This window comes from Vibrio sp. S12_S33 (assembly GCF_963889785.1).
Lineage (GTDB): Bacteria > Pseudomonadota > Gammaproteobacteria > Enterobacterales > Vibrionaceae > Vibrio > Vibrio aestuarianus.
This window is the reverse complement of sequence record NZ_CAWPQZ010000005.1, coordinates 1-20618: the sequence shown is the minus strand read 5'-3', so window position 1 is coordinate 20618 and position 20618 is coordinate 1. Positions and strand designations below refer to the sequence as shown.

Here is a 20618-nt window from a genome sequence, read left to right as displayed (position 1 = left end):
ATTACTAAGAACCAAATGTGAACAAAATCAAATTTACTATCAATTTTGTGAGCCAGAACACTTAAAATAATAAAAAAATAAAAAGCAAAACACATAACTAATTGTTTTTAATTACTAAAACCATAGAAAAACTATCTAGTTCTAATCTAGATATAAATATAGATAGAGATCAAACTTCTCCTCCACTCTAACAATTATCCAGTAAATAGCATAAAAATCCTCTAACTAGACAGCATAAATACTCACTATATTAAATTCAAAGCTCGGGCTGATAAACCAACGTGAAACAGATTCTACAAATACAATTTGACCCAATTCAAGGAGAGGTCTATGAATGATTTAATCACAATTTTGAAGGACACCAGAAGACATCTGATGACTGGTGTATCTCATATGATCCCATTTGTGGTGGCTGGCGGTATCTTACTTGCTGCGTCAGTTATGATGTATGGTGAAGGTGCCGTTCCTGAAGATGGGACATGGTTGCACGATCTATTCTTTATCGGTGTAGCTGGTTTCCAACTAATGGTACCAATCCTAGCTGCTTACATCGGCTACTCCATCGCCGACCGTTCAGCGCTAGCACCTTCTGCCATCGCCGCTTTTATTGGCGCTAACATGTACAACACAGGTTTCTTCGGTGCGATTTTCGCTGGTCTACTCGGTGGTATCGTCGTCTTCTACTTGAAGAAGATAAAAGTACCCGCGTTTGCTCGCTCCATCATGCCTATCTTTGTTATTCCAATTATAGGTACCTTCATCACAGCAGGTGCTATTGTATGGGGTATTGGTGAACCAATTGGTGCAGCAACAGCTTCGCTAACTGACTTCCTAAAGAGCATGCAGAATGAAAGCATTGTGGTACTTGCTATCATCATGGGTTGTATGCTCGCTTTCGATATGGGTGGTCCAGTCAACAAAGTCGCTTATGCATTCGTTATCTTGTGTGTCGGCGAAGGCATCTACAACGTAGCAGGTATCTCTTCAGTAGCAGTAGCGGTTCCTTCTATCGGTATGGGCTTAGCAACCTTCATCAACAAGAAACTGTACGACTCGAGCGAGCAAGAAGCAGGGCGTGCATCAATCCTAATGGGTACTATGGGTATCACTGAAGGTGCAATCCCATTCGCAGCTGGCGACCCACTACGTGTTATCCCATCAATCATGATCGGTACCGTAGCTGGCGCAGTAACTGCAGCAACAATCGGTGTAGAGAGCTACGCAGCTTGGGGTGGGCTAATTGTTCTACCAGTTGTTGAAGGTCGCGTCGGATTTATTGCTGCCCTAGCAGTTGGCTCAATCGTCACAGCATTAATGGTTAACTTCCTAAAAGCACGTCGCCCGGTGCTTGAGAAAACAAACGAAAAGTCTGACGACTTAGACTTAGATATCAAAATCGGTTAATCACTAAGACCTATCAAAATAAGCAAGGCGTGCTCGCTATCACTTGACGCCTTGCCCTTCAGACTTAATGTTAAGGAATTAAATTATGACTAGTATCGTAGCAGTAACAGCATGCCCATCAGGTGTAGCACATACATACATGGCAGCAGAAGCGATCGACGCAGCAGCAAAAGCCAAAGGCTGGACATGTGAAGTGGAAACTCAAGGCTCAATTGGCATCGAAAACGAGCTGACTGCCGCAGCAATTGAAGCCGCTGACATCGTTATCTTAACAAAAGACATCGACATCAAAAATAGGGAACGTTTTGAAGGCAAAACTGTGGTTAGTATTGGTGTCAGCGACGCAGTTAAGAGAGCAGCAGCAGTAATGGATAAGATTGAAGCTCATCTTTCAAATGTAACGTCTTAAGATAGCAATAAGCAATATCACACCTATAGGGTTGCTCCCCTCCTCCTTAGAGGGGGGCGCCTAAAAACCAATGAGTAGTGATACCAAAGTGACCGCAGCAGAAAAATCCACACACGGCAACTTTGTTATAAGTGTTCAAAACACCAAAACGCTCAACAACCGTATTACTGGTAATGCAAGGAGCCAAGCAAATGAGCACCCTAAGAATTGAACGCCTCAAGTCAGCACTGTTTGAATCACAACGTGAAATATCCCTTGAACGCGCATTACTTTACACAGAAAGCCATAAATCGACAGAAGGTGAACACACGCTAATTCGTCGTGCAAAAGCCACCGCCTACATTCTCGACAATGTCGAAATTTCTATTCGCGAAGATGAGTTGATTGCTGGCAACCGCACAGTAAAGGCGCGTGCAGGTATTATCTCTCCAGAGATGGATCCATATTGGATTGAGAAAGAGCTCGATATCTTCGCTACTCGTCCTCAAGATAAGTTTTTTATCTCAGAACAAGATAAAGCCGTTTACCGTGACGAGATACTGACTTACTGGTCAGAACGCTCAATGAAAGATTTCATCAACGCGCAAATTCCATCCGAAGTCAAAGATGCCGTGGCGCAAAAAATCTTTAGTGTCAACCAGACAGATAAAGGCCAAGGCCATATCATCATCGACTTTGAACGCTTGCTAGAACACGGCTTAGGTTCGTTATTGGATGAAATGCAGGGCCTAGCGTTAAGTAACCCAGACAATGAGTTCTATCAATCTGTCGTGCTATTGCTAGAAGCCTCAATTCGTCATATCTACCGTTACGCCGATCTTGCACAGAATATGGCAGAAGCGTGTGATGATGCGGAGCGCAGGACAGAACTGGTCAAAATCGCTAATATTTCTCGGAAGATCGCTACCAGTAAACCGCAAGATTTCTACGAGGCTTGTCAGCTATTTTGGTACATGAACATTGTTCTGCAATACGAATCTAATGCAAGCTCGCTATCTTTAGGTCGCTTTGATCAATACATGATGCCGTTCTATCAAGCGTCTATTGATGCTGGAGTATCTCCGGCGTTCCTGAAAGAGCTATTAGAAAGTCTATGGATTAAAACCAACGATATCGTACTGCTGCGCTCTTCTGGCAGTGCTAAGTTCTTCGCAGGTTTCCCTACCGGTTACACCATCTTACTTGGTGGACTGACTGAAACAGGTAAAAGTGCGGTTAACACTCTATCTAGCCTATGTTTAGACGCGTATCAAAGCGTGCAGCTTCCACAGCCAAACTTAGGTGTTCGCGTCAACGAATTCATTGATCGCAGCTTCTTAATGAAAACTGCGGAAACCATTCGTCTTGGCACAGGTATCCCGCAAATATTCAACGATGAGGTCGTGGTTCCAGCCTTCCTTAACCGTGGAGTTTCACTCGAAGACGCTCGTGATTACTCGGTAGTGGGTTGTGTTGAGCTCTCTATTCCAGGCAAAACTTATGGCCTGCATGATATCGCTATGTTTAACCTGCTCAAAGTGATGGAACTAACCATGCAGCGCAATCAAGACAATCCAGATATCAGCTTTGATAACTTGGTTGAGCAAATTCGCAATGACATCAAGCACTACATAAAACTAATGGTCGAAGGCTCGAACATCTGTGATGTTGGCCACCGTGACTGGGCTCCAGTTCCTCTACTGTCATCGTTTATTAGCGACTGTATCGAGAACGGCAAAGACATCACTTACGGCGGCGCTCGCTATAACTTCTCTGGTGTGCAAGGTATCGGTATTGCTAACCTATCAGACTCACTACAAGCGCTAAAACGCTTTGTTTTTGAAGAACAGCGTCTGAGTTTTGCTGAGTTTATCGACGTGCTAAACGCCAACTTCGATGTACCTGAAGGTGACAAGATTCGCACTCGCCTAATGAACAAATACGAGAAGTACGGTAACGATATTGATGAGGTCGACAACCTAGGTTCTGAACTTCTTCGCCTGTTCTGTAAAGAGGTAGAGAAGTATGACAACCCGCGCGGTGGTCAGTTTACTCCGGGCTCTTACACCGTTTCAGCGCACGTACCGCTGGGTGCTGTTGTTGGCGCGACTGCAGATGGCCGTTTAGCTGGAGAACAGCTAGCAGATGGTGGCCTGTCACCTATGCTGGGTAAAGATCAACTTGGCCCTACAGCGGTACTAAAATCAGTAAGCAAGCTAGACAATTACCTACTTTCGAACGGCAGCCTACTCAACGTTAAGTTCACTCCTGCAACCCTAGAAGGCCAATCAGGACTAAGCAAACTGTCTGACTTCTTGCGCGCGTTTATGAAGCTAAAACTACAACACGTTCAGTTCAACGTACTCAATGCGGAAACGCTGAAGAAAGCGCAGCAAAAACCTGAAGATTACGCAGGGCTGGTCGTTCGTGTCGCAGGCTACAGCGCATTCTTTGTTGAATTATCGAAAGAGATTCAAGATGACATCATTCGCCGAACCGCTCATGAGCTGTAATTCAACACTAAAAGATCAAGCGAGCAGCGGCCGGATATTCAATATCCAGCGCTACTCGCTGCACGACGGCACTGGTATCCGTACCGTGGTGTTCTTTAAAGGCTGCCCATTAAGCTGCCCATGGTGTGCTAATCCTGAGTCGCGTTCGCACCGCACCACATACCTGCGCCGAGAATCCAAGTGCATAGATTGTGAAACCTGTGCCATGGATGTCGATGAGTGTCCAAGTGGCGCGTGGGAGCAAGTCGGGACAGATATGACCTTAGATGAAGTTGTTGCTGAAGTGACCAAAGATGACGTGTTCTTCAACACCTCAAATGGCGGCATTACTTTATCAGGTGGCGAGGTGTTAACTCAGCCTAAGTTTGCTATTGAGTTACTCAGCAAACTAAAAGCAATGGGATTCAGAACCGCGATTGAAACCTCGGGGCACGGTAACACCAAGCAACTACTTAAAATTGGTCAATTGTGTGATGAAGTGCTGTTTGACTTTAAAATCATGGACCCACAACGGGCCAAAACCGTGATTGGGATTAATCTAGAACTGGTTTTAGACAACTTCCGCCAATTAGTAGAGCAAGGGACGAATGTCATCCCTCGCCTACCCCTTATCCCAGGCTACACCTTGGACCTAATTAACACTGACAGGGTAATCAACTTCTTGCGCCCGTTCAATCTTAGCGAAATTCATTTACTGCCATTTCATCAATATGGCGCAAACAAATACCAAACCTTGGGGATGGTGTATCTACTCGAAGACGTTCCGGTTCCGCGTAAATCAGAGGTGGAAAGCATACGCCAACACATTGCGACACAAGGCTACCACGTCATCATTGGAGGATAAACATGACTAAGAAAATACTCATTACTGGCGCAAAAGGCTTCTTCGGTACTCGTTTTATCAACCGCTACCAAGGCGAATTTAAAATCCTTGGCCTAGACGTTGAACAGCTCGATATTACGGATAACCAAGCGGTCGTCGCTACTTTTGCTGACTTCCAACCAGATTACGTTATCCACGCTGCGGCGATTGCGGTGACAGACTTCTGCAACAAGCATCCTGATGTCGCACATAAGGTCAATGTTCAAGGCGCGATCAACGTAGCAAAAGCGTGTAAAGAACATGGTGCTAAGCTGGTGTTTATCTCCACAGAGCAAGTGTTTAACGGTAACCCAGAAAAAGGTCCATACAGCGAATTAGACCAACCTGTACCAGATACCGTGTACGGTCAGAACAAACTTGAAGCTGAAAAAGAGCTAGCAAGTATTCTCGACGAGATGTGGGTACTGCGTTTTACCTGGCTATTTGGCCTTCCTGAGCGTAACACGACCATCAACCCGAACGTGGTTTGGAACACACTACAAGCGCTAGTTAACGGACAGTTGATGCAAGAGCGTCGCAATGAGTTCCGTGGTCTAACTTACGTTCACGAGCTTATCGAACAGTTCCCGAAGATCTTCACTATTCCTTACGGTACCTACCATACTGGTGCACATAACCCAGCGAGCCGCTACGAGATTGCAGAGCACATTCTCATAGAGTTAGGCCAACAAGAGCGCCTAAATGAACTGTTAGAAGCCGCGGACGCCCCAAAAACACGCGATGTACGTTTAGACACAAGCAAACTCGCCGATCAAGGCATGGTATTTACTGAGAGTAAAGATGCCATTATCAAGTGCCTGAAAGAATTTCACTTTATTTAAATTTGTTTGGTTGCGCCGAGTCGTAGCCTACCCCAAATTAGGAGCAACACCATGATTTACATGCTAGATACCGCAGACCTTAACGCAATTCGCAAAGCGGTAGATCTTTACCCACTGGCTGGGGTAACGACTAACCCATCCATTATCGCTAAAGAGAAACGCCCTCTCAAAGAGATCCTATTGGATATCCGTGAGTGTATTGGTGAAGAGCGTATGCTACATGCCCAAGTAATGGGTAAAGACGCAGAGACAATGCTTGAAGAAGCCAAAGCACTGAAAGCATTTGATAACAACATCATCGTAAAAGTGCCAGCAACACCTCAGGGCCTCAAAGCGATGAAGCTTATTCACGCAGAAGGCATACGTATCACCGCAACGGCTATCCTTACTCCTCAGCAAGCGCTAATGGCAGCAGTTGCTGGCGCAGAGTTTCTAGCCCCTTACGTAAACCGTCTAGATAACATCTGTAGCGATGGTGTGAATGTTGCTGCTGAGATGGTGGCACTGATCGACACTTATAACTTGGACGCTAAAGTTCTCGGTGCATCATTTAAAAACGTGCAGCAAGTTCATCAATTATCTCTAGTAGGCGCACACTCAGTAACGATTGCGCCAGACGTATTTGACCAACTGTTGGTGCATCCACTGACAGACTCTGGTGTCGCAGGCTTTGTTGCTGATTGGGAAGGTGTTTATGGGAAAGATACCACGGTGCTAGATGTACTATAATGTAATCTAGTCCTTGATTTTTGGTCACTGGATTATAAAACACGCAAATTGAAATCAATCACATGCCCAATGATATTACAATCGTTGGGCATTAACATATAATACTAATGAGATATTTATCTCGATTGGTATAGCTAATAAAAGACCGCATTATGAAAATCGTTGGAGTTACTGCGTGCATCAGTGGCGTAGCACACACCTATATGGCTGCCGAAGCACTAGAAAAAGCCTGTAAAAAAGCGGGATATAAAATCTCAGTTGAAACTCAAGGAGCACTGGGGAGCGAGAACCAACTTGAAGAGTCTGATATCGCAGAAGCTGATGTTGCGGTCATTATTGCAGATATCAATATTGACGGTGTCGAGCGATTCAGCCAAACGCGAATTGTGCGTTGTTCCATTGCACATTTTTTAAGAAATAGCGGAGAAGTAATTCAAGCTATAAAAAAAATACGCAACGCGCCACCTAATGCAGAGCTCATTCTCTAGTCTGCTGACGTTACACTTGAGCTAAGATACTGCGCGCGATACTCCGACGGAGAGCGTGCAGTTTGGTTTCTAAACACGCGACAAAAATAGTTACTATCCTTGAATCCGCAGCGATGCGCGATCTCTTTCACCTTCATATCGTATTCAATCAACAAGTACTTGGCACGCTCTAAACGGACATGGTTTAAATATTCGTTGAACTTCAGTTGCCCCTCTTTCTGAAACAGCTGAGACAAATAGTTCGGTGACACATAAAAATGCTTAGCCACCGATTCACGCGTTAACGGCTCATGATAGTGTTGCTCAAGATGTTCCCTCACCACTTCAAATAGCGCATGACTTTTAGATGGTGTCTCGACTGGACGTTCAATCAGATCAAGAATATGGCTAAACAGTGAACCAACCAATAAACGCTTAGTGCCCTGACTTTCAGGCTGCTTGATCAACTCTTCGATAGCATTAAGGATAAAGGTACCAATACGAGGGCCGCGACGAAGGACACTCTCTTTAATCGCGGAGTCAAACTGTTCGCCATCCCAACTCAATAAACTCATACCAAAGCTCTGCTTACCCGCCATAACAGTTAGAGTCACAACAGGCTTGTTCCACACAGGCTTATTCCAGCTTTCCGCGGGCAGGTACAACACACCACCCTGTTTTAGCGTGTATTGCGTATCAACGCCTATGCTATTGCCCACTTCCATGTCCAACTCGCCAACCAGCACCATTTCTACACGAGGAAAGTGAACCTGATAGGCCAAGGGTGGAGGTGTAGGCAGATTGCCAGCAAAGTAGACATCACTGATCGCTTCCGTCTGGTTCGCATAATATTCAAGTGCTTCTAATAAATATGTTTTGTCTAGCATGGTTGATTATCTGTATGAATTTTCATTACACCCAATTTTAGGATAGTTAAACCTTAAAGCATTGTAGCCATTAACTTACAACAAGATATTCGAGCAATAACCTTAAGGATATGTACTAAATCACACTTTATTCAATAATCAACAAATATCCAGTATTTCGAACAATCCCCCTACTTATAAAACGCGTAATGTCCATTATTTTGGTGGTTGAAATCAGCACTAAAAATAATATTAAAAGGTACCTTACATGACACAAATCGCTCAAACGCATTTAAACGCGCTCGGTGCAGATCTTGAACTGTCTCCACAGATGATTCACGAGCTAGACACACTAGGTTTCACAGTCATCCACAACGTAATCGATAATGATTGGCTTGAAGAGATGCGTCGAACTATCGACATACTCGTTGAACGAGAAGGTGAAAACTTGGCGATTGAACATCACCAAGAAGAAGGCGTAACAAGAGTCGCGAACCTAATCAATAAAGGCACAGTGTGGGAAAAGGTATGGGCGCACCCGCTTGCTCTCGCTGCCTGTAAACACATATTTGGTGGCGCTTTTAAAATATCTAGCCTCAACGCGCGCGAAGCGCATCCTGACTGTGGTCATCAACCGCTGCACGCCGATTGGAAAAAGCCACGTCCCGACTTTCCTAAAGTTCATTTAGTTAACTCTATTTGGGCAATTGACGACCTAACTCGTGAAAACGGCGCACCGCGAATTATCCCTAGCACTCATTTACGTCCAGAGTTACCTGAAGAAGTTTTAGACGATGTAGAAAGCGCGCACCCTGACGAAATCTATCTAGAGTGCCCGGCTGGCAGCGTGATGATTTTCAACGCTCACACCTGGCATGGCGGCACCATTAATTACGCAGGAACACGTCGTCGTGTGCTGCATGGTCTATATATCGACCGAGATGATGCAGCGCAACAAGATCAACAAAAGTGGCTTACGGAACATACCGCTAGACGCTTAACTCCGGCTCAAAAATGGCTACTAGATGTATACCCGTTTAACTTGAAGATGCAGGTTTAAAAATCTGAAAGTTATCCGTAATTCTGGATACAAGTGAACCTGCAACTTCTGGTAATGTTACATCGAAAAACTCTTTGATGGCTGAAGTAAATGCTTGCTTGGAGGGGAAGTAAATATTATTCCGTACATTCTCATTCATCACTTTCCATAACCGCTCGATTGGATTTAAATTTGGACTGTAAGGTGGTAAGTAATGAAGCTCGATATTGAGCACTTTCACCGCATTTTTCACCAACCTTGACTGATAATAGGCTGCGCCATCAAGAATTAAGTGAACTTTTTGCTCCAACGGGGATAGCCCCCTAATAAGGGGGCATCCCTGCGCTGCTAGCTTATCTTCAACTCTAACTGTGCCTCATATTCTTGATCTTTCTTGTCTTGGTGCCTTACGTAACGCCTGATGATTTCTTCATTCACACCAACTGTGTCAACAAAGTATTCCCTTGCCCAAAAATGATTACCCCACAGTTTCTTTCTTATATGTGGGAACTTGTTAGACAAACGGATTGCTGAACGCCCTTTCAATACTCCCATCAACGTTGATATCGAAACTTTGGGTGGAACTATCACAACCAAGTGAACGTGATCCGGCTGAACATTTAATTCCACGACTTCACAATCTTTCATATTGCACAAAATATAGATTGAGCGATAAAGCTCTTTACCTACATTCCCTTTCAAGATCTTAAATCTGTATTTCGGTGTCCAAACTATGTGGTATTTGCAACGCCAATATACATGTGATGAACTTCTATCATCGCCCATGTTTTTAGTTTCCTCTTACTTATGGTGAATAAGAGGCTTACTTCTAGCATGGGCACTCATTCGGGCAATAGCCCCAAGGTTCAATCACCACCGCCCAAGGCGGTGGTTTAGGGATGACAATAAAAAAGCAGAAGTTGAACTTCTGCTTTTTATGAGACGCTAGGGGTTAGTCGCGCACGAAATTGATGTGGTGAACATGAATATTGTATTTCTCAATGATCACCTTGGTTGCATGCATGCTTTTAATACGAGCATCAGAATCCAGTGCTTCAGCCATTGCTGATTCGCTTTCGTAGCTGTGTTGCATCATAAGTAGAAGGTTTTTGTGACTTTCAGCTTCAATCGCTTCAGGCTTATTAAGAGTTAAACCCTGATTATTAGGAAAAGTACGAATGATCGGTGCGACTTCGTTTTCCATGTATTGGTAGAAGTCTTGCTTCTGCGCCTCGGTTAGATCGGCTTCGAAAAATGCGGTACGAAAAATAGTCATGGTCACTCCCTTACAGTTCAAATCCAGATTGGTTAGCGATAGATGTCAAGGTTGCTTTCGCTTGTTTGATATCTTCTAACCAGTTGTCATTTTGAGCCCACATTTCGATCACAAGTGGTGCACTGTAATCAATCTCTACTAATGTTTTGAAAATAGCAGGAAAGTCGACCTGACCTTCACCAATCACAAGATCTCGGAACTGACCTTTACAGGTTTCAGAAACACGTAGCGTATCTTTTAGGTGAACTTGTACTAAGTGGTCGCGGCTAAGCTTTAATTCAGTACATACATCATAATTCCAACCGGAGATGTTGCCGACATCAGGGTAGGCCATGAAGTAAGGAGATGGGATCTCACGTTTTAGCACCTCAAACTTGCTGAGCGAGTTGAGGTAAGGTGTATCCATGATCTCTACACCAAGCATAATACCTGCGCGTTCTGCCATTTTAGTTGCTTGCTTCATGCCATCGATAAAACGTGCGTGTGTTTCAGCAGATTGTTGCTCGTAATACACATCGTAACCCGCCATTTGAATGCAGCGGATACCCAGTTTGTATGCAAGAGAAATGGCCTTCTCCATGATGATGAAAGATTCTGTACGAATGACTTCATCCATAGAGCCAAATGGAAATTTACGATGTGCGCTTAGACACATTGATTGGAATGGCATTTGATGCTTTTCACATAAGCGGCGAAGTTCGTAAATTTCTTCGTCTGACCAATCGAGACGTGCACGACGCTCATCGGTTTCATCGACAGAGATTTCAACAAAATCGAAACCTGCATCTTTAGCATAAATAAAACGTTCTTCCCAAGTGAGAGAAGCCGGCATTGCTTTCTCGTAAATACCTAATCTGAATTTGTTTTTAGAATCAAACATTCTTTTTCCTTAAAAGAGTTGTTGTTCTATACGCGCTGTTATGCCTTGGATTTTTTTGGCAATACCTTCATAACCTAACGCTTTCATTTTTGGCGTTAGTGAAGAGACACTGACCGCGTATACAGGAGATTTGTTTTTGTCGAAAATAGGGACAGCCACACAAGAAATACCCGCCTCGTTCTCTTCATCATCTAAGGCATAGCCACGGGCTTTGATTTGATCAAGAATGCTAAAGAACTGAGATTTATCTAGAATAGTATTCTCAGTTAACGGCTTCATTGTACTGGTATTACGTTGCCAATAAGTCTCTCGTACCGCATCGGAGCTAAATGCGAGGTAACATTTCCCGGCTGCTGAGCAGTACATAGGAGAATGCAACCCCACATAGGTACGAGTTCGAAAGGCGGCGTTGACTGGCTCGAACTTGTCTTTGAAGATGATATTGTCAGCATCAAACGATAGAAAATTCACAGTTTCATTAACGTCGTTAAGTAGCTCAGATAGAAAGGGTTTCACCGCTCCTGTTACATCCGAGTTAATCGCAGCATGCCCGAGCTGTACTAGCTTCATAGTGAGACGATATTCTTTACCAGAACTCATTTGAGCAACATATCCTGAAGCTTCAAATGTTGCCAAAATACGATGGACTGAAGACTTATTAAAGCCAGTGCCTTCTGACACTTTTTGTAGAGAAATACCGTTTGGATAGTTCCCTAGAAATTCAAGTACAGTCAATGATTTAGACAGTGATTTAATTTGCTCACTCATATGCGTGTTACCAATGTTTTTCTATTTCATGGTGAAAACTTTCAGCCACTTCACGGCCATTGCTGTCAGCTAACGCTCGACCAGCAATAAATGACTTAACAGAAAGATTCTTAAACAAATGCAGATCGGCAGGCACAATACCACCAGTAATGGATAGTTCAATTCCTAAATTCGATAATTCCTGCATTTTGGCTAAATCTTGTTGGGTCCAATTGACGCCAGCGAGCTCTGCGTCACGCGAACGATGATAAATGGCTTGGGTAATTCCCATCTCGACCCACGCTTTGGCGTCATCTAACGTCCAATGCCCATATAGCTCAATTTGCACTTCGCCATTGAATTCATCAGTAACGTTTTTCGCTGAACGTATGGTTTCAATATGAGCTGCAGCGCTTACGGTGACCCAGTTGGCGCCAGCTTCCATCGCCAAGCGCGCTAAAATGGCACTTGCATCGGTTATTTTCATGTCGCAGACGACGGTATGATTTGGGTATTTTTCGCGAAGGACTTTCACACTGTCCACGCCATTAGCAAAAACCAAAATAGTACCGATTTCAATGACATCAAGCTTGTCCGCGACATGTTCGATCGATGCGAGAGCCGCATTGAGATCAGTTGCGTCAAGTGCCATTTGCAGTAAAGGTTTAGGCATTGATTTCATCCTCAAATTGTTTAAATAACTGCACCAGTTTTTGGTAGTTGTTGTATTTCTTTTGGTAACTTGAATAGTTTTTTGGATTTGGCTCGATGCGTGACACCGAGTTTGTAATGCGATTGGTGCATTCCTGAAGCGACTCAAATTCTCCTGAGCCAACCATAGCCATCATAGCGGCACCTAGAGAGCCGGTTTCATCAACATCAGATATCTCCACCGTCATACCGGTAAGGTCGGCTAACATCTGCATCCAGATGGGACTCATGGATGGGCCACCTGTTACCTTAAGTACGTTTGCTTTTGGAAAACGCTGACGCATCCTTTCAAGGTGCAGGTTGTGGCAGAAAAGAATCCCTTCCCAAATAGCTTGGATTAAGTGCCCTTTGGAGTGGTGAGATTGAAGGCCATAGAAGCCAGATTTCAGACCAAGGCCTTGGTTGGAACCGTAAAGGAAAGGCACAAAGTAGACTGAGCTTGACGCTGGTGCTAATGCCGCCACCAGGGCTTGGTTTTGTGCGTGGTCGAGTTGACCATTGTTTCCAAGGTAATCAGCAAACCATTCGTAATTGCCTGCCGAAGTTGGACTGGCCTCATGAATAATGTATTCATCGTCAATGGCGTAGTGGCCATAGACAAAGTTATGATGCTCTTTAGTGACTTGCTTTGAAATACCTGAGGTTACTGCCCACGTGCCCATCACATAATTGAGCGAGTCTTCGGACGAATTGATCCCCGAGCAAATCGCGGTGGAAACCACATCGAAAAGGCCGCCGAATACGGGAGTGCCCTCGGCAAGTCCTGTTTCTTTAGCAATCGCAGCGGTAATTTTGCCAGCTTGTTGTTGCGGTTTTACTATTGGGGGCAGAGCATCCCAGAGCTCTTCAATACCGAAGGTACTCAGGAGTGCTTTGTCGTACTCACCGGTGATGGAATTGAAAAGGTTACTCTCTGAGATATTGGTCAGTTCGGCGGCAATTTCCCCTGTTAGGCGATATCTCAAATAATCATGAGACATCTGTACCGATCCGATGTTGTTGTAACGCTCGATATCATTGTCTTTGATCCAGCGAAGGATAGACACTGGATGTCCTGTCCAAAGTGTTTGCAAAGTCGTTGGGTAAATCGCCTCGGCAACGCCTTGTTCTAACCATTCTTTGACGATAGGTAAAGAGCGCGAATCGGAAGACATTATGCCGTAGCCTAAGTTTTTCCCTTGCTTATCTAGTAGGTAAACGCCCTTTCCTTGCGCGGAAATGCTGAGTCCTTTGATGCTGGTTGGGTCAACGTCAGTTGTAGCTAATAACTGTTTAATCACGTCAACCAAATTTTGCCAAAGTGCATCTAAATCACGCTCAACCCAACCTTGTTGATCGTTGATGACGCTCGCCGATACGCGAGCAAGTCCACATTGAGTACCTTTAGCGTCAAATAACGCTGCTTTCATAAAGGTTCCGCCGGAATCAATACCGATATAGTAATTCATTATTTGGCTTCCAGTAGGTCATTATGAATCTTAACCACTAGCTTCCTTACTGGCTGGTTATCATCATTTTGGATATTGGTGATGTGCACGATATTGGGTGTAAACAAGTAAAATTGGTTTGGCGTAGCGTGAATGAAGTTTAATGCAATGCCGTCATGGTTGTAGAATTGCAGATCTCGTTGTTCTAAATAGGGTTTTGCGTCCGTGTGTTTACCCGTATCGATAGACCATGCCATGGTTTCACTGCCCTTTAACACAATTTGTAAATCAGAATGGTATTTATGAACTTCAGGTTCGAAGTTCTCCAAAGGCGCTTTGTCATATTCCAGTACAACAAACCATGCTTTATCAGAATCAAAACCGGGCAATTCGTGACGGCCTAAGGCGAGAGACACTTGATCAAGGCTATTTAAGTATTCCAAGATGTTTTGGATAACAACGGGATACGACTTGGTTATTGATGTAGGTTGAGTATTTCCAACTAACATAGAGTTCTCGATTTTTATTAATGAGTATTGATAAAGAGTTGACCTAATAACTGTGCCAAGCCACGCTTATCATCATTGTTTTTTTCAGTGATAAGGTTGGCGGTACTTTTTACTGTGTCATCTGCATTTTGCATGGCGATACCCATACCGGCGACTGTCAGCATGGAGATATCGTTATGATTGTCGCCAACAGCAACACACTCATCTAGTGCAATACCTAATGACAAAACATACTGGCTTAGCGCATTGCCTTTGCTATTGCCTGCTGCAGAAAAATCGACTCGGTCAATCCACGAACGCTCGCCATTGAAGTGGTTTTTGATAAAGGGCAATTTTGCGAAACTATCAACTTCACCCTCAACGACAAATTTCCACACGTAGTCGGAGCGTTGTGCTTCAAGTTGAAAATCATCCACTTTTTGAATATTAGGGCGACCGTCTTCTGGAAAGGTCTGTGACCAGGCCACGAGCGCTTCCATATAGTTAATAGGACGCGCTCGTGAGTATATCATGGCATCGCGAACATACATCACCATTTTTAGGTCGTGCGCTTGCGAGAGCGCGATGAACTGTTTGGCTTTATTTTTGTCGATGGCATTTTCTTGAATGACAGAGTCATTTTGGTAATCGAAGATATAGGTACCGTTGCAGCAAATGATTGGAGTCGATAGACCTAGTTGGTCGTAGTAAGGCTTCGCAGCGACATGGTGTCGACCTGTAACAATCACTACATGTGTGTTAACCGCGATCTGTTGTATGGTCTCCACCAACTCTTGGCTGATAGTGTGCTCAGAGTTGAGCACAGTCCCGTCGAGATCTAACGCCAATAACCTGTACATATGAACGTCCTTATTTCTGCCCGTAGTATGAGTTTTTACCGTGTTTACGGTTGTAGTGCTTGTCGAGCAATTCGGGTTGAATGGCGACTTCTGGACTGATAGCACGAGTTGCGGTAGCCATAGCTGCAATTTCCTCCATGACGACTGCGTTGTGCACGGCATCAGAGCCGTCTTTACCCCAAGTAAACGGAGCGTGACCAGCGATGATGGCTCCCGGCATCGCTTGTGGGTCAATACCTCTTTGGTTAAATTCTTCTATGATCACGAGCCCGGTGTTTTTTTCATAATCGGTCTCGATCTCTTCCTTGCTTAGTAAACGTGTACAAGGGATATCACCATAGAAATAGTCAGCATGAGTAGTGCCTAGCGCCGGTATATCTCGGCCTGCTTGTGCCCAAATCGTTGCATTGCGTGAATGGGTATGAACAATGCCACCTATAGTAGGGAAAGCTTTGTAAAGCTCAATATGCGTTGCTGTATCGCTTGAAGGATTCAGATTACCTTCGAGACGATTGCCTTCAAGATCGATAACGACAATATCATCGACCGTCATCACATCGTATTCCACACCTGATGGCTTGATTGCAATCACACCAAGTTCACGATCAATTTCTGATACGTTGCCCCAGGTGAAGGTAACAAGACCATATTTAGGTAGTTGTAAATTTGCCTCGATTACGCGTTGTTTTAATTCGTGATACATAAGTAAATTACCAATGTTTGTGATACGAAAAGAAGTTGAAAAGAGGGGTTACCCAGAAGCAGAAGGAGTCTGGGTAACCGTAGCAATGCTTACATAGAAGCTGCCTTGATCTTATTGATCATGGTGTCGCCATTTTTCTCTATAAATGCACTCCATACTGGTTCAATAGCTTGTTGGAATGCGGCCCCATCGACATCACGGTTTACTTGCATACCTTGTGCTTCAAGCTCTGCAATCATCTCGTCTTCTTTTTCGATGCTAAGCTTACGTTGCATCGCTACTGCTTCTGCTGAGACATCTTCGATGATCTTTTGCTCTTCAGTGCTTAGACCGTTGAACTTACGTAGGTTCATAGTAAGAACCAGCGGAGAGTAAGCGTGCTGAGTAAGACTTAGATACTTTTGTACTTCATTAAACTTGAACGAAAGTGTTACAGAAATTGGGTGGTCTTGAGAATCGACAACGCCTGTTTCAAGTGCAGTATAAAGCTCAGATACTGGAATTTGTTGTGGGTTAGCACCAAGTTCGTTGAACATATCGTTCAGTGCTTTAGAACCATTGACTCGCATTTGCAGACCTTTTACGTCGGCTGGAGTACGAATAGGCTTCTCATTGTTGGTCATGTTGCGATAACCATTTTCTGGGAACCCTAGACCTTTAAGATCAAATTTCTCGAACTTAACAAGAACTTCTTGGCCTGGTTCGCCATCAAGTACTTTGTACGCCATTTCACGATTTGGAAACATAAATGGCAATGTAAATGCTGCTGATTCCGGCATCAAACCGTTGTAGTTATTTAAGCCCACCATTGATAAATCAACAATGCCTGAACGAGTACCATCGATCATTTGTTTATCATTACCCAACTGACCTTGTGGGTAGATGTTCACTTTGATATCACCGTTAGAGCGTGCTTCCACTTCTTTTTTGAAGAATAACGACAAATTTTGTTGTAAATCTGATTCAGGTGCTGCATGTGCCAATTTCAGTGTTGTTGCAGCAAGTATGTTAGAGCTCATTGCGATGGTTGAAGCAAGTAACGTGAGTTTAAGTAGGGTTTTCATTATGTTTTTCTCCGTCGAGGGTTAACCAATGACAAATGACATTGGTACAGTGATAATGCTTGGGAACATGACAAATAATGCAAGTAGAGCAAGGTATGCACCAATAAATGGCAATACACCTTTCACAGCAGTAGACATTTGCACTCTAGCTACACCACATACAACGTTGAGTACGGTACCTACAGGAGGTGTAATCAAACCTATTGAGCAATTTATAACAAACAACAAACCGAAATATGTTGGGTCAATACCAGCCATTTTGATTACAGGCATCAACAGTGGAACGAGAATTAGAATCGTTGGGCTTAAATCCATCACCATGCCTACGCAGAGTACGAGTAACATAATGACTGCCATTAGAAGGCGAGGACTATCCACAAGTGGACCTAACAGTTCCGCTAATTGCTGAGGCAACTGTGCAACCGTAATCAGCCACGCAGCCACCATAGCGCAGCCCACTAAGAACATCACCATAGCGGTCGAGCGACCAGCATTGATCACGATGTTGTAGAACTTTTTAATCGTAAGTTCTTTGTAGACAAATGTTGAGATGAATATGGCATACGCTGCTGCCACAACCGCAGCTTCCGTCGGGGTAAATATACCGAAACGAATCCCAACAATGATAATTACAGGAAGTAAAAGAGCCCATACACCGTCTTTAAGTGCTGCATGCTTTTCGGCTTTTGTTGCTTTATCCGATGTGTCCAAATTTTCTTTACTTACGGTCATACGCCAAACAAACATCAACGTCATGCCCATCAGTAGGCCGGGAACAATCCCCCCAAGAAACAAGTTTTTAATTGAGATACCACCCGCAACACCGACTAAAATTAGAGGGATTGAAGGCGGAATTACAGGTGCAATGATTCCTCCGGAAGCAAGTAGGCCCATTGAAGGTGCTTCTGGGTATTTTGCAGCTTTCATCATGGGATATAAAATACTCACTAAGGCTGCCGCATCCGCAACCGCCGAGCCGGAAAGCCCCGCTAGAAGAACAGATGTCATAATGGCTACGTAACCCAGCCCCCCCTGACGATGGCCTACGTAGGTTGTTGCTAAACGAACAATACGTTGTGATAAACCACCAGATGCCATGACTTCGCCAGCAATGAGGAAGAAAGGAATTGCGAGTAGCGTGAAGCTGTCTACTCCATTAATCAAAGACTGGGCAAGAACATCAGCACTAAAGAAGTCCATATGAACCATTAGTGCAATAGAAGATAATAACAACGCAAAAGCGACAGGGAGCCCAAGTAAGATTGAGACAATTAAGACCGATAAGAAAATGGCTAATGTCATTATTCTTTCTCCTCTTCTAAGCTACCTAGCTGCCAGTCTGGCTTGAAGATTCGCACAAAAGCGATAACTCCCATGAGCATACCTGACACCACGCCAGCTAAGTAAAATAACGCTGAAGGAAGCCCTGTTAGTTGAGAAATATCTGACCAGTTAGACATCATTTGACGGTATGAACCGATGTAGAGCATGCCTACCGATACGAGTACTACTACCCAACAAAGTCGTCTTAATATGGGTACTGCTTTTGGAAATAGCCGTTCTGAAAATTCAGAGACAGCTAGATGCTCACCTCGACGCAGCACTACGGCGGCACCGAGCATGACTATCCATACAAGACCAAGGCGAGATAGTTCTACAGAGGGACGAAGACCAGATGAAAAGCCGTAACGTAATACAACGTTGGTAAATACGAGGACAATCATGCAAGTCAGGATGACTGCCATGATGACGTCGATGCTTTTCCAAATACTCTTAAATACACTTTGCATAAAGCTTTCCCTACTTTAGGTGAATTACAGAGAAGTAATTTGATCCCATATACCATCATTGATTTCGATGCCACCTGCTGCTTCGTGTTTGTCGATAAAGTTCTGGATTTCAGAACCCGCTATCATGACAGAACCAGTTTCTGCTGGTTCAGAAGCAAGTACATAGTCGCGAATGCGCTTCATCTCTTCGCTATAACGGCTCTTGTCCATGGTTTTGCTAAGGTCGATAGCGATCAGAAACTGAGAAACACCAAATTCTCCCCCCATATCTTCGGTCAAGGCTGGAACAGAGTTACCGCCAGTGATCGCCGTTAGCATCATGTCCAGAACGATGGCCATTGAAGATCCTTTCCAGAAACCCATTGGTAGAAGACGTTTGTTTTCCCAAAGAACATGTGGGTCTTTGGTTAGCTCACCGTTGTTATCAAAACCACCTACAACAGGTAGCTCTTTATCTGCCAGAACATAATTCTGCAGTTGTCCGTAGGAGAATTGAGTCATTGAGCAGTCAACAACAACCGGCGGATCACCAGCAATAGCCATAATTAGTGGGTTAGAGCCGACACGATGGTCTTTACCGCCCCAAGCAGGCATAACAGCAATAGAGTTCGTTGAAGCGATACCAGCAAAGCCTTCACGCGCCATTTTTAACACATAAGCTCCGCCGCGCATCCAATGGTTAGAGTTACGCATACCGACCATGCCAATACCGTAGTTACGAGCTAGTTCCATCGCACGCTCAGCACAAATTAATCCGTTGAGTACTCCTGGGCCAAAGTTACAGTCCCACTGCTCTAACGCGCCCATGCTATTCACACATTCTGGCTCTGCATTAAGCTTGATTTGCCCTTTGTCTACTTGATCAATAAAAACTGGAAAACGGTTAATACCGTGTGAATACGTCCCTTCGTTTGCCATTTCAACAAAACCCGCGGCTAGCCTAGTTGCCATCCCCGGTTTCATGTTGCGAGCTAAAAGAATTCGTTCATATTCTCGTTGTAGTTTTTCTGTTGATACCAATGGCATTTGATCTCTCCGCTAAGTTTAATTCCACAATACGGAATAAATTGTATGTTGCATTCCGAAATAAAACCGTGAGCTAAGTTGAGAATCTTTTTATTATTAAGCATTTTGTTAATAAGTGTTAGCTGGTTAAAAAAAAGGAATGAAAAGACCGATTTATTCCGCAATGTGAAACAATTAGTGTGATTTAGATCTACTTTATGTGGTTTGTTTTGATGAAAATGGGTATTCTGTTTGAGAGCTCGGTGGTGATAACCACTGATCCGCACCAAAAATTTGGTCGTAACTCCAGCATGGAGAACTTGTGTTAAAGAGGTAACCTTTTCACCCTCAAACAAGAAATCATGGCTACCATTCAAGTTCAATGTCGATTTTGTAACCAAACTGAACATGTACGTAAACACGGCAAGGGGTAACGGGCTTTCAGCGATTTCGTTGCATAGAATGTAAGCGTTCCTTTCAGCTTGATTACGCTTACGAGGCATATAAGCCTAATGTCAAAGAACAAATCATTGATATGGCAATGAATAGCTCTGGTG

The 20618-nt window shown here is 44.0% G+C and carries 22 protein-coding genes and 2 pseudogenes; 9 read left to right on the top strand and 15 right to left on the bottom strand.

The genetic code is table 11. From position 1 onward, the window contains the following. Nucleotides 1-330: 330 nt before the first annotated feature. From AACW06_RS03710 to AACW06_RS03680, 7 genes are all read left to right on the top strand, one after another. Nucleotides 331-1404 carry a PTS fructose transporter subunit EIIC gene (locus tag AACW06_RS03710; RefSeq protein WP_192074046.1) on the top strand — a complete coding sequence of 358 codons (1074 nt, stop codon included), beginning with the start codon at nucleotides 331-333 and terminating at the stop codon, nucleotides 1402-1404. 85 nt (nucleotides 1405-1489) lie between these two features. Next, a complete protein-coding gene (locus AACW06_RS03705) occupies nucleotides 1490-1813 on the top strand; it encodes a PTS fructose-like transporter subunit IIB (RefSeq protein ID WP_192074045.1) in 324 nt (107 codons plus the stop codon). Between the two features lie 191 nt (nucleotides 1814-2004). Further along, nucleotides 2005-4305 (top strand): formate C-acetyltransferase, encoded by a 2301-nt coding sequence (locus AACW06_RS03700; RefSeq protein ID WP_192074044.1) that lies wholly within the window; start codon nucleotides 2005-2007, stop codon nucleotides 4303-4305. Continuing rightward, on the top strand, nucleotides 4271-5149 hold the full coding sequence (locus tag AACW06_RS03695; protein WP_192074043.1) for a [formate-C-acetyltransferase]-activating enzyme: 879 nt from the start codon (nucleotides 4271-4273) through the stop codon (nucleotides 5147-5149). Before AACW06_RS03700 ends, AACW06_RS03695 begins: the two co-directional genes overlap by 35 nt. Before the next feature lie 2 nt (nucleotides 5150-5151). Continuing rightward, nucleotides 5152-6009 (top strand): SDR family oxidoreductase, encoded by an 858-nt coding sequence (locus AACW06_RS03690; protein ID WP_192074042.1) that lies wholly within the window; start codon nucleotides 5152-5154, stop codon nucleotides 6007-6009. A 51-nt stretch (nucleotides 6010-6060) separates the two neighbouring features. Beyond that, nucleotides 6061-6738 (top strand): fructose-6-phosphate aldolase, encoded by a 678-nt coding sequence (locus AACW06_RS03685; protein ID WP_192074041.1) that lies wholly within the window; start codon nucleotides 6061-6063, stop codon nucleotides 6736-6738. 152 nt (nucleotides 6739-6890) lie between these two features. After that, nucleotides 6891-7226, top strand: coding sequence for a fructose PTS transporter subunit IIB (locus AACW06_RS03680; protein ID WP_192074040.1), 336 nt, complete (start codon nucleotides 6891-6893; stop codon nucleotides 7224-7226). Here the strand turns inward: AACW06_RS03680 and AACW06_RS03675 are convergent. After that, entirely contained in the window at nucleotides 7223-8092 is an 870-nt protein-coding gene (locus AACW06_RS03675; protein WP_192074039.1) for a helix-turn-helix domain-containing protein, read from the bottom strand. The genes AACW06_RS03680 and AACW06_RS03675 overlap by 4 nt on opposite strands. A 247-nt stretch (nucleotides 8093-8339) precedes the next feature. Here AACW06_RS03675 and AACW06_RS03670 point away from each other — a divergent pair, with 247 nt between their 5' ends. Further along, nucleotides 8340-9131 carry a phytanoyl-CoA dioxygenase family protein gene (locus AACW06_RS03670; RefSeq protein WP_192074038.1) on the top strand — a complete coding sequence of 264 codons (792 nt, stop codon included), beginning with the start codon at nucleotides 8340-8342 and terminating at the stop codon, nucleotides 9129-9131. Here AACW06_RS03670 and AACW06_RS03665 read toward each other — a convergent pair. From AACW06_RS03665 to yiaK, 14 genes and pseudogenes are all read right to left on the bottom strand, one after another. Then, nucleotides 9109-9420 (bottom strand): annotated as a pseudogene (locus tag AACW06_RS03665) (transposase); the annotation flags it as partial. The gene AACW06_RS03670 and the pseudogene AACW06_RS03665 overlap by 23 nt on opposite strands. Nucleotides 9421-9458: 38 nt before the next feature. Beyond that, nucleotides 9459-9896, bottom strand: coding sequence for an IS200/IS605 family transposase (tnpA, locus tag AACW06_RS03660; RefSeq protein ID WP_192074037.1), 438 nt, complete (start codon nucleotides 9894-9896; stop codon nucleotides 9459-9461). Between the two features lie 166 nt (nucleotides 9897-10062). Beyond that, nucleotides 10063-10386: a hypothetical protein gene (locus AACW06_RS03655; RefSeq protein ID WP_192074036.1), complete on the bottom strand. Its 324-nt coding sequence runs from the start codon at nucleotides 10384-10386 to the stop codon at nucleotides 10063-10065. 10 nt (nucleotides 10387-10396) lie between these two features. Beyond that, on the bottom strand, nucleotides 10397-11266 hold the full coding sequence (locus AACW06_RS03650; protein WP_192074035.1) for an L-ribulose-5-phosphate 3-epimerase: 870 nt from the start codon (nucleotides 11264-11266) through the stop codon (nucleotides 10397-10399). Nucleotides 11267-11275: 9 nt separating this feature from the next. Further along, entirely contained in the window at nucleotides 11276-12034 is a 759-nt protein-coding gene (locus AACW06_RS03645) for an IclR family transcriptional regulator (protein ID WP_192074034.1), read from the bottom strand. A 7-nt stretch (nucleotides 12035-12041) separates the two neighbouring features. Next, nucleotides 12042-12686 carry a 3-keto-L-gulonate-6-phosphate decarboxylase UlaD gene (locus tag AACW06_RS03640; RefSeq protein WP_192074033.1) on the bottom strand — a complete coding sequence of 215 codons (645 nt, stop codon included), beginning with the start codon at nucleotides 12684-12686 and terminating at the stop codon, nucleotides 12042-12044. Next, nucleotides 12679-14172, bottom strand: coding sequence for an FGGY-family carbohydrate kinase (locus AACW06_RS03635; RefSeq protein ID WP_192074032.1), 1494 nt, complete (start codon nucleotides 14170-14172; stop codon nucleotides 12679-12681). The genes AACW06_RS03640 and AACW06_RS03635 overlap by 8 nt, the downstream gene beginning before the upstream one ends. Next, nucleotides 14172-14660 (bottom strand): YhcH/YjgK/YiaL family protein, encoded by a 489-nt coding sequence (locus AACW06_RS03630; RefSeq protein WP_192074031.1) that lies wholly within the window; start codon nucleotides 14658-14660, stop codon nucleotides 14172-14174. The genes AACW06_RS03635 and AACW06_RS03630 overlap by 1 nt, the downstream gene beginning before the upstream one ends. 17 nt (nucleotides 14661-14677) lie before the next feature. Then, complete coding sequence (locus tag AACW06_RS03625; RefSeq protein ID WP_192074030.1) at nucleotides 14678-15499, bottom strand: Cof-type HAD-IIB family hydrolase; 822 nt, start codon at nucleotides 15497-15499, stop codon at nucleotides 14678-14680. 10 nt (nucleotides 15500-15509) lie between these two features. Beyond that, nucleotides 15510-16202 carry an L-ribulose-5-phosphate 4-epimerase gene (locus tag AACW06_RS03620; protein WP_192074029.1) on the bottom strand — a complete coding sequence of 231 codons (693 nt, stop codon included), beginning with the start codon at nucleotides 16200-16202 and terminating at the stop codon, nucleotides 15510-15512. An 89-nt stretch (nucleotides 16203-16291) separates the two neighbouring features. Continuing rightward, the gene (locus AACW06_RS03615) at nucleotides 16292-17266 is read right to left on the bottom strand and encodes a TRAP transporter substrate-binding protein (protein ID WP_192074028.1); all 975 of its coding nucleotides are present in this window, start codon (nucleotides 17264-17266) and stop codon (nucleotides 16292-16294) included. A gap of 21 nt (nucleotides 17267-17287) precedes the next feature. Next, nucleotides 17288-18568: a TRAP transporter large permease subunit gene (locus AACW06_RS03610; protein WP_192074027.1), complete on the bottom strand. Its 1281-nt coding sequence runs from the start codon at nucleotides 18566-18568 to the stop codon at nucleotides 17288-17290. Then, a complete protein-coding gene (locus AACW06_RS03605) occupies nucleotides 18568-19056 on the bottom strand; it encodes a TRAP transporter small permease (RefSeq protein ID WP_192074026.1) in 489 nt (162 codons plus the stop codon). Before AACW06_RS03605 ends, AACW06_RS03610 begins: the two co-directional genes overlap by 1 nt. A gap of 24 nt (nucleotides 19057-19080) precedes the next feature. After that, nucleotides 19081-20082, bottom strand: a complete 1002-nt coding sequence (gene yiaK / locus AACW06_RS03600; protein ID WP_192074025.1) for a 3-dehydro-L-gulonate 2-dehydrogenase — start codon at nucleotides 20080-20082, stop codon at nucleotides 19081-19083. A 341-nt stretch (nucleotides 20083-20423) separates the two neighbouring features. Here yiaK and AACW06_RS03595 point away from each other — a divergent pair. Beyond that, nucleotides 20424-20618: pseudogene (locus AACW06_RS03595) on the top strand (IS1 family transposase); the annotation flags it as partial.